Origin of the sequence: Streptomyces sp. 6N223, assembly GCF_052246635.1 — a bacterium.
Lineage (GTDB): Bacteria > Actinomycetota > Actinomycetes > Streptomycetales > Streptomycetaceae > Streptomyces.
The window spans coordinates 76,131-89,243 of sequence record NZ_JBQQCA010000029.1; the positions used below are offsets into that span (position 1 = coordinate 76,131).

The 13,113-nt window shown below is 64.2% G+C and carries 9 protein-coding genes and 1 pseudogene; 6 read left to right on the top strand and 4 right to left on the bottom strand.

Annotated features, from left to right (window positions below; genetic code table 11):
* Positions 1-16 precede the first annotated feature (16 nt).
* Positions 17-1,264, top strand: a complete 1,248-nt coding sequence (locus tag ACTWQH_RS19035; protein ID WP_443287820.1) for an acyl-CoA dehydrogenase family protein — start codon at positions 17-19, stop codon at positions 1,262-1,264.
* Positions 1,265-2,386: 1,122 nt separating this feature from the next.
* Positions 2,387-3,253 (top strand): MBL fold metallo-hydrolase, encoded by an 867-nt coding sequence (locus ACTWQH_RS19040; RefSeq protein ID WP_443287821.1) that lies wholly within the window; start codon positions 2,387-2,389, stop codon positions 3,251-3,253.
* A 613-nt stretch (positions 3,254-3,866) separates the two neighbouring features.
* Here ACTWQH_RS19040 and ACTWQH_RS19045 read toward each other — a convergent pair.
* From ACTWQH_RS19045 to ACTWQH_RS19060, 4 genes are all read right to left on the bottom strand, one after another.
* Positions 3,867-4,253, bottom strand: coding sequence for a RidA family protein (locus ACTWQH_RS19045; protein WP_443287822.1), 387 nt, complete (start codon positions 4,251-4,253; stop codon positions 3,867-3,869).
* Positions 4,254-4,353: 100 nt separating this feature from the next.
* The gene (locus ACTWQH_RS19050; RefSeq protein WP_443287823.1) at positions 4,354-5,727 is read right to left on the bottom strand and encodes an NADP-dependent succinic semialdehyde dehydrogenase; all 1,374 of its coding nucleotides are present in this window, start codon (positions 5,725-5,727) and stop codon (positions 4,354-4,356) included.
* Complete coding sequence (locus ACTWQH_RS19055) at positions 5,724-6,464, bottom strand: GntR family transcriptional regulator (RefSeq protein ID WP_443287824.1); 741 nt, start codon at positions 6,462-6,464, stop codon at positions 5,724-5,726. Before ACTWQH_RS19055 ends, ACTWQH_RS19050 begins: the two co-directional genes overlap by 4 nt.
* Positions 6,461-7,027, bottom strand: coding sequence for a VOC family protein (locus ACTWQH_RS19060; RefSeq protein WP_443287825.1), 567 nt, complete (start codon positions 7,025-7,027; stop codon positions 6,461-6,463). Before ACTWQH_RS19060 ends, ACTWQH_RS19055 begins: the two co-directional genes overlap by 4 nt.
* Before the next feature lie 229 nt (positions 7,028-7,256).
* On the opposite strand from ACTWQH_RS19060, the pseudogene ACTWQH_RS19065 reads away from it, so the two are divergent.
* The 4 genes and pseudogenes from ACTWQH_RS19065 to ACTWQH_RS19080 all read left to right on the top strand — a co-directional run.
* A pseudogene (locus ACTWQH_RS19065) lies at positions 7,257-7,994 on the top strand (IS3 family transposase); the annotation flags it as partial.
* Positions 7,995-8,168: 174 nt separating this feature from the next.
* A complete protein-coding gene (locus tag ACTWQH_RS19070; RefSeq protein WP_443287826.1) occupies positions 8,169-10,367 on the top strand; it encodes an alpha-ketoacid dehydrogenase subunit alpha/beta in 2,199 nt (732 codons plus the stop codon).
* Entirely contained in the window at positions 10,364-11,731 is a 1,368-nt protein-coding gene (locus ACTWQH_RS19075; RefSeq protein ID WP_443287828.1) for a pyruvate dehydrogenase complex dihydrolipoamide acetyltransferase, read from the top strand. Before ACTWQH_RS19070 ends, ACTWQH_RS19075 begins: the two co-directional genes overlap by 4 nt.
* A 184-nt stretch (positions 11,732-11,915) precedes the next feature.
* The gene (locus ACTWQH_RS19080) at positions 11,916-12,968 is read left to right on the top strand and encodes a LacI family DNA-binding transcriptional regulator (RefSeq protein WP_443287829.1); all 1,053 of its coding nucleotides are present in this window, start codon (positions 11,916-11,918) and stop codon (positions 12,966-12,968) included.
* Positions 12,969-13,113: the final 145 nt, after the last annotated feature.

Sequence of the window (13,113 nt, forward strand, 5' to 3'; positions counted from 1 at the left end):
AGAGGAGAGTGACCCAGTGAGCGGTGCAGTGCAGGAAGAGCAGATCATGGATGCCTTTTTCGGCGCGCCAGGTCCTGATCTGGACATCGTGGCAAAGGCGCGAGCCCTTCAGCCACTGATCCGTGAGTTCGCACAGCAGGGCGAGGATGATCGACGTGTCGCCGAAGAGGTGATCACGGCAATGAAGGAAGCGGGACTGCTTCACATCTCGGTGCCGCGCCGCTGGAGCGGCTTTGGGGCCAACTTCCGCACCTTCATCGACACGGTCGCGGAGGTGGCGCGTGCGGACGGTGCCACCGGGTGGGTGTCGGCCCTGCTGAACTCCTCCACCTGGTTCGTGGCACTGTTCTCGGATCAGGCGCAGGAGGACGTCTTCGGCGCCAACCCGAGGGCGTGCGTCTCAGCAGTCCTGTCTCCTGGCGGACCGTTCGTCCAGGCCTCTTCCACCAAGAAGGTCGAACGCGTTGACGGGGGTATTCGGGTCACAGGCCAGTGGGGCTACTCCTCTGGGTCGCTGCACGCTGACTGGGCAATCGTTCCGGTCCGAACTGGCGAGGACGAGCACGGCCTGCCCGTGAACTCGCTCGTGCTGATCCCCAGCAGCGATCTGACGATCCAGGACACGTGGCACGTCGCGGGCATGCGGGCGACAGGCTCGAACACCGTGGTGGCTGAAGATGTCTTCATTCCGGATCACCGCATCGAGCTCATCGGCGATCTCGCCGCCGAGAAGTATGGCCGCGAGTGGGCAGAGGAGGACAACTATCATGCGTCCTTCGTGCCGGTGGCAGAGATCATTCTCAGTTCGGCGCAGATTGGGATGGCGCGTGCGGCGCTCGACTTGACCCGCGGCTTCGGTGCTGAGAAGCCAGTCACCTACACCGTCTTCAAGCACGCCAAGGAGTCGACTGTCCACCAGATCGAGCTCGCCAAGGCTCAGTCGGAGGTCGACCAGGCGCACCTTCTCGCGGCGCGAAGCTGCGCGGCGATCGATCGAGCGGCCAGGGACCGTAGGACCATGACGATCGAGGAGCGCGCCCGAACGCGGATGGACAACGGTCAGGCGGCCCGTCTCTGCCGCCGGGCAATCAATCGCTGTCTCAGCATCAATGGCGCCTTCAGCTTCGCTCTCGTGAACCCGCTGCAGCAGATCTGGCGCAACAGTGAGACGGCTAGCCGCCACGCCCTCGTGTTCCCTGAGATGGGCGCGGAGGTCTACGGCAAGGTACTTTTCGGCATCGAAGATCCCGTTCAGCCGTTCTAGTGTCGTTGGGTGCTCAGCCGGTGACCGGGTGAGCACCGAGTCCCATACAGGATCTTCTCGCCGGCAGAGCGTTTGCGGCTAGGGCTGTCCCCGAGTTCGCGGGCGTCGGCGAGATTCGAAACGCCTGAGCTCCACATTCCTACCGCGAGTCTCCAGCGGAGAGTCGCCGCCCCTGACGGCGGTCGTCCATCTGCGTCTTGCTCGAACTCAGGGCACCGCACCATCCGGCGCGGGGCCCTGAGTTGTCTGACCACGACCCCGCCGCACTACTGGGCGCGGGCCTTGCCTGCGGTGCGCATCGGGTGAACGCGAGCTGGAGCGAACCAGGGACAAACGGTTGCAAGGCTGGCCCGACACGATGCGCCGCGACGAAGCCATTGACCTGCACACCTGTGGAGCGTACGCTTCGCAAACGGTTGCACTCTTAGACGACGGTGAACAATGGTGGAGTCTCTTGCATCGCAGCAGTCCGACGCGCGAATCCTTCGCGCGCGCCGGGCTCGTGCCCGTGCGGACGGGGCACTACCCCTGACCCATCCCGCTGCATTGACCTCCTTCTCCAAGTCGACCGACGAAGGTCGTGTAGGTGAGCTCAGCGCATCAGAGGACGGGCGCGACGAGCCCCAGTCGCCCGGTACGCACACGTTCCCGGCCTCCGGGCGGGAGATGCCGGCGGGCGCACGCGTAGAGCGGCTCCATCTCGGCAGGAGACGCGGCATCATCGTCGGAGCGATGCCGTGTCGCGGGACGACGGTGATCACGAGCTCGCGGGTCCCAGGCAGGCACCGCACACGCACAGCGCGTCTCCAAGCCAGGTGTCATTGGGTCGGGCTATCCGACCATGCGGCGTTGGGCCCGCATCGACACGGGGAGCAGCGAATCGTGGCCCCGGTCGCGCGCATCGACATCGATCGGCCGAAGGCGGTCGCACTGCAGCGCCTGCTGAACCACAGCACCGAGGCATCAGGCACCTTCCCGGTGACCCGATCCTCGATCAGTCTCGACCTCCGTTCTATCCCAGGACCGAGGACGTGGGCACGCCACTCGGGGCCGCCTTTTTCGAGGAACCGTTCGAGCTGACCGGTTAGTTGCCAGACGACTAGAGAAAAGGAAATCGCAACAATGGACTACTCTATCCGGCCATTCTGTTTCGCTCACGCGGACATGCCGAGGGAATTCTTCGCCGGCGTCCCGATCCACAGCGGCGAGGGCATCTCAACCTCTCCGATGGTCTACGTCCTGGTTTCAGGTCAGGATTCTGATGGCACTCATCACTACCTTGTGGACGCTGGATTCCATGCCGAGAAGTGGATCCAGCGTTTCAACTTCTATCACTGGGAGTCGCCGGAGCAGGTCTTGGCGAAGGTTGGAGTCCACCCCTCGGAGATCGAAAAGGTGTTCCTGACTCACATGCACTTCGATCACGCCAATAATGTCGGTGCTTTCCCCAACGCTGACGTCTACGTGCAGCTCGACGAATACCACGGATGGCTTCAGGCACTGGCGCTTCCGGACTTGTACACGCCCCTAGGTGAGGAAAGCTGGATCACGTCTTCTTTCGAACGTGACGATGCCCGGGTTTTCGGCGAACTGGCCCGTGATCACCGTCTGAAGTTTTGCGGTGACAATGACGAGCTCGCCCCGGGAATTCGAGGTCATCTCTCCAAGGATGGACACACGTTCGGAACCCAGTGGATCTCGATTGATACTTCCAACGGGCCCTTCGTAGTCGCCGGCGATGCGGTCATGTGGTACTCCAACGTCGAGGAGATGTGGCCGAGTGGTTACACCAACGGAAACACCTACAACATGCTCATGACCTACGGTCAGATCTACGAGTACCTGAAGGGCGACGTCGATCGGATCGTCCCGGGCCACGACGCACTGTTGTTCGACCGGCACCCGAGTTGGACGGTCAACAACAACGAAGTTGCCGAGGTCCATGTGGCTGCTTGGGATCGGTCCCTTCGCCCCGATCCTGCGGAATAGCGACAACCACCAACCGATCGAAACGTCGAGCAGAATAGGCGGCTAGGGGCGGTGTGACCGGTCGCCCCCTAGCCACTTCTCGATGGTGATAGGAGCTTGTACGCATTGCCTCCCAATGGGGCGGAACTGATTCGTATACGACAGAGGATTCGGGCCGATCTCCGATCTGGGTGGCCCCTCGCCAGCAACCTCACGCTGCCGTCCTTGAAATAGGTGCGCGGCCGCAGCCCCGACTTGCCGGACTGCACCCGGCGGTCAAGGTCCCGGGGATTGCCTCAGGGGACGACATGCCCCGTCGGACCGACAACAGACGACTCTCGGCGTCATTTCCGGTCCTGGGCTCCCGGCCGGAGGTGCAGGTGCTTTGACCAAGCACCCGGCGCACCGCTTCCCTCTAGCCCACGCGGCCAGAGCGCTCTGACGGTGTCTGAATGACGCGCGTTTCCGCACACCATTCGCGGGAAATGCCGTTCCGGATCTGCCCCGTGCCAACCCTCTATGTCAGCCCTTGATTGCGGCCGACGGGCAGCCACTCGGCATCGTTCCACAAGCACTCAGGGCCCCGCTCCACGTGGAGCGGGGCCCTGGGGCAAACGCTGCAGAATTGCGTCTCTCAGATGGCGGCGATCGCGTCGATCTCGACGGTGGAGTCGTTGAACAGCGAGTGGACGCCGATAACGGTGCTGGCTGGAACGTTGTCGGTGTCGATGATTTCGTCGCGGACGCGCCGGTAGGTCTGCAACTTCTCCTGATCGAGCTTGGTGATGTAGACGTTGACCCGGGCGAGATCCGAGAACGTAGCCCCTCCGTCCTTGAGGGCGCGCTCCACTTCACGCAGGGTCAGTTCGACGGCGCGAGCGAAGTCGTCGGGAACCGAGCCGTCCTTCTCGAAGCCGACGGCACCCGACACGAACAGGAGGTCACCAGCGGAGACCTTGACGCTGTCGGAGATGCCAGGGATGACGGGGGCGGGGTTGCGGCTGATGCGGTCGTTGCTCATGAATATCTCCTTGTAGGTGTTGAGCGATGTTGTCGCGCGGCGCTACTGCTCACGAGTAGGGGAGCCGGGCTCGTCAGGGTTTCGGCCTGGGCTCAGGGAATTACCCCTTCCAGACGCTCTTGAGGTTGCAGAACTCGCGGATGCCTTCTGCGGACAGCTCGCGACCGACCCCGGAGTCCTTGACGCCACCGAAGGGAAGTTCGGGGTAGGAGATGCTCATCCCGTTCACGAACACGGCACCGGCCTGGATGCCTTCGATGCATCGGCGCTCTTCGTCGGGCTCGTTCGTCCAGACTGCAGAGCTCAGTCCGAAGGTGGTGTCGTTTGCGATGCGCAGCGCGTCGTCCACGTCCGTGGCTCGGTAGAGGGTGGCGACGGGGCCGAACGCCTCCTCGGCGTAGAGCCTCATGGCCGGCGTGACGCCTGCGACTACGGTCGGCGGGTAGTACCAACCGCCGTCAGGCCCGCACTGTCCGACATAGGCCTTCGCCCCCTTGTGGACGGCGTCGTCAACGAGCTCGTGGAGCTCGCCGAGGCCGCCGCGGGTCGCGACCGGGCCGACGTCGGTCATGGGGTCGGTGGGATCACCGACCTTGAGGGAGGTGATCGCGGTGATGAAGCGGTCGGCGAACTCGTCGTAGATGTCGTTGTGAACGATGAAGCGCTTGGCGTTGATGCACGCCTGACCGTTGTTGGTGGTCCTGGCGGTAACCGCAGTCTTTACAGCAGCGTCGAGGTCAGCGCTGGGCAGCACGATGAAGGGGTCGGATCCGCCCAGTTCGAGAACGACGTGCTTGACCTCGGAGCCGGCGATCGACGCGACGGATCGTCCGGCGGGCTCGGAGCCGGTGAGTGTGACTGCGACGACGCGCGGGTCTCGGATCACTGCCTCGACATCGCGGGCAGAGATGAGCAGTGAGTGGAAGGCTCCTCGGGGAAACCCGGCACGTTCGAAGAGTGAATCCAGGTAGAGGGCTGCCTGGGGGACGTTGGAGGCGTGCTTCAGGAGCGCTGTGTTGCCTGCCATGAGGGCTGGCGCGGCGAACCGGATGACCTGCCAGATCGGGTAATTCCAGGGCATGACCGCCAATACCGCGCCGATGGGTTGATACCGGACGTACGCCTGGCTAGCTCCGACGGCGGACGGGTCGTCAAGGGCGCGTCCCGTGAGCATCGTTTCGGCGTTGTCGGCGTAGAAGCGCATCGCCTTGGCGGACTTGAGCACCTCGGCGCGTGCCTGAACGAGCGTCTTGCCCATCTCGCCAGTGATGGCCGCTGCGACTTCGTCTGCGTCGGCCTCCATGAGGTCAGCGGCTGCACGCATCCACTGGCCCCTGGTGGCGAAGTTTGTGCCGGCGAGTACATAGAAGGCGCTGTGTGCGGCTGCGATCCGCTCCTCGACCTCCTCCGCTGTGTGGGGTTCGAACTCGCGCTCGACTTGGCCGGTAGCGGGGTTGACGCTTTGGATACTCATGAACTTCCCCTCGGCGAAGGATTACGTGGTCGTCGGGCGACATTGCCGTCGGCGAAGACGTCTGGGTGGCACGCGAGTTGCTGACGCGTGCGTCGGATGTGGCTCGCAAGGATTCGCTCGGCCTCTTCCATCTCGTCGTCCTTGAGTGAGGCGAGCATGAGGTGGTGCTCCTCGTTGGCGACTCGTCGCAGGTCGGTGTTCCACCGCGAGACATATGCTCGGCGGTAGGGGGCGGTGGTGTTCCAGAGCTTCTGGACAAGTTCGCCGAGCTGCGCAGTCTCCGCGCCGGCGTAGGTAACCCAGTGGAACTCGCGGTCGAGCGCGAGGAAGGTGGCGACGTCCTCGCCCGCGATGCTGATGCGATGGGCAAGATCGTCGAGAAGTTCCAGATCAGCACTCCGAAGCGTTGGAGCGCTGATACCGAGTAGGAGGGGCTCGAGCCGCTCGCGTATCTGGTAGATCTCCTCACATTCGGCGAGAGTGAATTGCGAGATCCAGGCGCCGGTGTTGGCGATCACGGTCACCAGGCCCTCGTACTCGAGTTGGCGAAGAGCCTCGCGCACCGGTACCCGACTGGCCCCGAACCGCTCGGCTAGGTCCTCCTGGCGAATCCGAGTCCCCGGCACGAACTCCCCGCTGATGATTCCGTGGCGGATCAGCTGCGCGATTCGGGAGCCGGCGTCCCCGAGGCGGGTGCGGGCGGCGATGGAGGTGCCCTGCGTAGAGGCGACAGTCATCGTGAGTCGTTGACCGGGTGCCAGAGGCGAGAGCGGGTGATGGATTCGTACGCCTTGCCGTTCGGGTAGCTGACGAGCTCGAACTGCATGCCCCACGGTGCGCGGAAGTAGACCCAGCGCTGTCCGAGCGACGCGTCCTTGCTCGCGACGGGCTCTCCCAGCACTTCGACCCCGCGAGATCGCAGGTAGCCGACAGCTTGGTCGATGTCGTCGACATAGAGGGCCAGGTGATGGCCGCCGATATCGCTGTTACGCGGGTGAGGAGCTTGACCGTCGGCCGCGTCGTAGGTGAAGACCTCGAGGTTGCCGCCGTTACCGAGTCGGTAGAACCGGATCTCCTTGATGGTGGTGCGAGGGTGAACCCCGAGGTGTTCGGTCATCCAGTTGTCGTCGGCGCTCTTGCCTGGCAGCGAGTAGATCGGAAGAGCGCCGAGCACGTCGACGAGGAAGTCTTCAGCCTGTTGCATGTCGGGAACCGTGATGCCCACGTGGTCCACGCCTCGAAGGCCCGTCAGGGCAGTGCGCGCGGGGTCGGGGCCGTCGCTTTGGATGCAGTCGGACACGAAACCGACCATAGCTGACGCGGCGGCGGTACTGCAATCCATTGCATCGGATCCAGTCTGGGCATACGGTGTGTCTTCACCGCCGTGGGTTGACGGCGCTTGAGAGAGGGATGGCGATGCCGAAGCGGCGCAGGTTGCAGACGGGCGTGGACTGGCTCCAGTTGGAGTCGACAGCAGCGGATTGGCCGACGACCGCCCGTGAGATCCGGCGCGCGGACGGCTCGCCGAGGAGATCAGGCGTATCTTCCACGACTCGGGCGGCACCTACGGCTCCCTGAAGATCTGGATCATGCTCGTGCGGCAGGGGTGGCGGGTGTCGGTGAACAGCGTGGCGAAGATCATGGCCGAGTTCGGCCTGGCTGGCAGGATGATCCGCCGGCGCCGGGGGCTGACCAGGCTCGGCAAGCGGGTTGTGGCCCCGGACTTCGTGCGCCGCGACTTCACCGCCGACGCACCCGATCAGGTGTGGTGCGGCGACATGACCGAGATCGAGACCGGCGAGGGCAAGCTCTGCCTCGCCACCGTGATTGATCTGCTCTCCCGCCGTCTGCTCGGCTACGCCATGGGTGAGCGACGCGACGCCGCCCTGGTCGTCGCCGCTCTCCACATGGCCGGCGCCACCCGCGGCGGCGAGGTCAGGTGCGTGATCTTCCACAGCGATCGCGGCAGCGAGTACACCTTGCGCCGCTTGCGCCTCGCCTGCCGACGCCTGGGTGTGACCCAGTCCATGGGCCGCGTTTGGTTCGTGTTTCGACAACGCCGTCAGCGAGGCGTTCTACAGCGTGCTGAAGGTCGAGCACGTCCACCGGTGCACCTTCACCACCCGCACCGAGCCCGACTGAAGATCGCCACCTGGATCACCGGCTTCTACAACGCACGTCGACTACACAGCGTGTGCGGATACCGGAGCCCGATCGACCACGAACACGACCACCAAGCCAACTCCGCCCTGGAGCTGGCCGCATAGAAGATCTCCACGGTTCGAGGGGGTTGACAGTCGGGGCCGTCGCTTTGGATGCAGACCGACACGAAACCTACCATAGGTGACGCGGTTCGGCGCTACTGCAATCCATTGCATTGGATCCAGTCCGGGCATAAGGTGTGTCTTCACCGCCGTGGGTTGACGGCGCTTGAGAGAGGGATGGCGATGCCGAAGCGGCGCAAGTTGCAGACGGGCGTGGACTGGATCCAGCTGGAGTCGACAGCAGCGGATTGGAAGACTGCCGATGCCGACCTCCTGACGAACATCCTGGGCCAGCTGCACCTCATCCGGGCGTTCGAGGAGACGGTTCTCGACCTTGCTGGCGAGGGCCTGGTCCACGGGCCTGCTCATTCCAGTGTCGGCCAGGAGGGCGGCGCGGTCGGATCGATCGTCGGGCTGCGAAGCAGCGACGCCGTCAACGGGTCCCATCGAGGTCACCACCAGTTTCTTGCCAAGGCCATCGAGCACGTCACCGGCGGCAAGCTGAATCTCGAGTCCCTGATCGACGAGTCGCTCGAAGCGCTGCTGAAGAGGACGCTCGCCGAGATCCTCGGTCTGGCCCAGGGGTTCTCGGGTGGCCGGGGCGGCTCGATGCATCTTCAACGGCTGGAGGCCGGTGCTCTCGGCACCAACGCAATCGTCGGCGGAGGCGCCCCCATCGCCGCGGGTAATGCGTGGGCGCAGAAGCATGCTGGGACCGACGACGTGTCCATCAACTACTTCGGTGACGGAGCCAGCCAGATCGGGTCCGTCCTGGAGTCCATGAATCTGGCTGCGGCCTGGAAGCTCCCAGTCGCCTACTTCATCGAGAACAATCTGTACGCGGTCTCGACTCACGCTGCCGAGGTCACGGCCGACCCCAGGTTCTCCGTTCGTGGTCAGGGCTTCGCCATCCCTTCTTGGCGGGTTGACGGCATGGATCCGCTCGCGGTCCATCTCGCGATGTCCGAAGCAGTAGAACGTATGCGCAGCGGCGAAGGACCGGCGATCGTCGAAGCCGAGGTCTATCGCTTTTTCCACCAGAACGGTCCCTACCCAGGGTCGGCTTTCGGCTACCGGTCCAAGGAGGAAGAGGGGCAGTGGCGGGCCCGGGACCCACTGGAGCGAACCGCTACCGAGCTCCTCAAGCTCGGAATCGTCGATGAAGCTCTCGTCGAAGGCGTCCGCGACCAGAGCAAGACGGTCATGGCGGCCATCGCTGATGTGATGGTCGAAGCAGACCCTGAGCGAGAGGGTCGGCGGCGCATCCGCCCCGAGCTGTGGCCCGACCCCGCCGCCGTCGACAATGGAATCCGCAGCGACGGCACCGAACTCGACGTGCTCACCGTTGTTGAGCCGGCCAACCACGACGGTGCTTGGCGCGATGCCACGTTCATCGAGGCGGTCGCGTCGACCATGGACCGACGAATGGAGCAGGACGAGCGCATCGTCGTCCTCGGTGAGGACGTCCACCGCCTCAACGGTGGGACGAACGGTGCCACCAAGGGGCTGTTCAAGAAGTACGGCGCAGATCGCGTGATTGGCACTCCGATCAGTGAGAACGGATTCTTCGGACTCGCAGGCGGGGTCGCGCTCGACGGACGTTTCCGTCCGGTCGTGGAGTTCATGTATCCCGACTTCATGTGGGTCGCGGCTGACCAGGTGTTCAACCAGGTCGGCAAGGCGCGCCATATGTTCGGCGACAACAACACTGTGCCGCTGGTTCTCAGAACCAAGGTCTCGATGGGTTCGGGGTACGGCTCTCAGCACCTCATGGACCCGGCCGGAATCTTCGCAACTCAGGCTGGCTGGCGCATTGTCGCGCCATCAAACGCGGCCGACTATGTGGGTCTCATGAATGCCGCGCTGGCACTCGACGACCCCGTCCTGGTGATCGAACACGTTGACCTCTACGGCACGAAGGATCGCATCCCTGACGGTGATCTCGACTACGTCATCCTGCCTGGGAGCGCAGCCGTCCGCCGCGACGGTAGTGACGTCACCGTGTTGACTTACCTGTCGATGGTCGGCCACTCGCTGGAAGCCGTCGAGCAGACCGGCATTGACGCCGAAGTAGTCGACCTGCGTTGGCTCGACCGCGCTTCCCTGGATTGGGACACGATCGGCGAGAGCATCAAGAAGACCAACAACGTCCTGATTGTTGAGCAGGGCTCGCGCGGGCCCTCCTACGGGGGATGGCTCGCGGACGAAATCCAGCGTCGCTATTTCGACTGGTTGGACCAGCCTGTGCAGCGGGTGACCGGGCGCGAGGCGAGCCCGAGTATCTCGAAGGTCCTGGAGCGCGCAGCTATCGCGCGGACCGAGGAGGTCGTCAAGGGCCTTGAGCTCGTTCGAGTCGGGTTCGGAGGTCAGTCGTGAGCATCGTCCGAATGCCAGAGGTCGCAACAGGTACCGGATCCGCGGCCATCCAGACCTGGCTGGTTGCTGCTGGCGATTCGGTGAGCGCCGGTCAGGTGATCGTCGAGCTTGAGACCGAGAAGGCGGTCGTCGACTACGAGGTCGAGCTTGATGGCATCTTCGCTGGGACTCTGCTTGCGGAGGGCGAGTCTGCCGACGTGGGCACACCGATCGCCGTCATCGCTGTCGAAGGGCAGAGCGTCGAGGATGCGATGCAGGAAGCACGCGCCGAAAGTTGCGCTGCCAACGCGGCTGAAAGCGGTGCCTCGGCCGTGCAGGCCGAGCCAGAAGAAGTGCAGTCGGAGACTGAGCGGCGGGCTGAGCCAGTGGAGCAGCATGCGCCCACGCCTGGGGCGACATCCGCTCCCGTTGGATCCCGGAGTTCACAGGACGACGGTGCTGACCGCAGCCGTGGTGGACGCCAATTCATGAGTCCTCTCGTTCGCCGGCTGGCTCGCGAGCAAGGCATCGACCTGACCGGGATCGTCGGTTCGGGTCCGAACGGTCGAATCGTTCGCCGCGATCTGGAGCAGCACTCGGCTCCGAGCGCCGCGACCGCTGCGGAAGCCGACGGGGCAGCAGCTCTACCGGCCCAACCCGCCGGCACCCCCAGCCGGGACGTCGCCGACGCCCGAACTGGTTCGACCTTCATCGAGATCCCCCACACTGGGATGCGCCAAGCCATCGCTCGACGTCTCGCTGAGAGTAAGGCGACGGTTCCGCACTTCTACCTCACTGCCAACTGTCGCGTCGACGACCTGCTGACGCTCCGGTCCCAGTTGAACTCAGCCGCCTCGGCAAAGATCTCGGTCAATGACCTGGTGGTGAAGGCCGCTGCGTGGGCTCTCGAGGACGTCCCCGGGGCCAACGCCACGTGGACTGACGAGGCCGTTCGGCGCTACGAGCACGCCGACATCTCGGTGGCTGTCGCGCTGCCGACCGGGCTTGTCACTCCAGTCCTACGGGGGGTCGAGCAGATGTCGGTGAGCGAAGTGAGCGCCGGAATCCGGGATCTCGCCGGGCGAGCACGCGAAGGCCGGCTCAAGCAGCACGAGATCGAGGGTGGAGCGTTCAGTGTGTCGAACCTCGGCATGTATGGCGTCGGTGAGTTCGCAGCCATCATCAACCCGCCGCAGGCCGGAATCCTGGCCGTCGGCGCCGCGACCCGACAGCCCGCGGTATCTGAGGACGGGGAGATCCAGGTCGCGACCGTGATGAGGGTGACACTCTCAGTTGACCACAGGGTCATTGATGGGGCGATCGCAGCCGAGTGGCTGGCGGCCTTCACGAAGCGGATCGAGAACCCGCTCAGCATCCTCATCTGACCAGGTCGACGAGGCCCGGCGACCACATCTGAGGCGCCGGGCTCTCGGCGCGCCCAAGGCGACCTCCTGGACCACAACCGTTCGCATTCACCTATGATGAGTCACAGATGGCCGCCTTCAGTGCGGATCGGTTGCATTCCGCCGAGCTTGGGAGTTCGGCAAGTGGATTGGGAGCGTCGCTCGTATGGATATGACGGACAATGCGGCACGTTTTGATCCTGCTCGGCGCGCAACGATCGAGGACGTTGCCAAGCTCGCCAAGGTTCACAAAGGCACCGTCTCTCGGGCTCTTGACGAGCGTAAGCGGCACCAGGTCGCTCGAGAGACCATCGAACGGGTCGAGCGAGCCGCTCGGCAGGTTGGTTACGTGCCGAACGCACTCGCTCGGGGACTCCGCACCCGCAACTCGATGACCATCGGAGTTGTTCTCCCGGACATCACGAACCCGTTCTTCCCGCCGTTGGTACGAGGAATCGAACGGTTCGTGATCCCTCGCGGTTACACGTCGCTGCTGGTCAACACTGATGGTGATCAGGCCACGGAGCGCACGGCATTGATGTCGCTCATCGACCGTCGGGTCGACGGCCTCATCGTGGCGTCCGGTCAACGGGACGAGTCTGCTCTCTCGGAGCTGTATGCCGCAGGGGTGAAGGTGGTCTTGCTGAACCGCGACGCTGGCGACGTCGCCTATCCGCTCGTGAGCGGCGATGATGCCAGCGGAGTCTCCGCAGCTGTCGAGCACCTCGTCGAGCTCGGCCACCGGGACATCCTTCACCTGGCAGGCCCACCGAACCTGTCGACGAGCTCGAAACGCGCACTGGCATTCACCGCGACGTGCGTGCGTCACTCCCAGGTCCGGGGAAAAGTCGTCGAAGCCGAGTCGCTGACCACCGGGGCTGGCGAGAGCGCGATGAATCACGCCCTGGAGTCCGGGGAAAGCCCCACGGCTGTGGTGGCAGGCAACGACTTGATCGCGCTCGGAGCGCTACGAGCGCTGCGTGCCCACGACCTGCGGTGCCCAGATGACATTTCGGTCGTGGGTTTCAACGACATGCCTTTCGCCGAGGACTTTAATCCTCCGCTGACCACAGTGCGTGTACCCACAGAAGCCATGGGCAGGCGCGCTGCACAACTGATTGTCGAAGCGATCGACTCGAACGTTTTAGACCAACTGACGGTGACGCTCCCGGTATCGCTGGTGGTCCGATCCTCGACTGCTCCGCCGCCCTCGCGTTGAGCCTGGCGGCGAGACGTCAGAGGGCGGAATGTGAGTGCATAGGTGATTTGTCGTCACGTGAACGTGTAGCGGGATGGTATCCCGGCCGGTTAGCGGCCATCGGGGCCGGTACGCGATGCGGGAGATCGTCAAGGCGCTGTTCTGC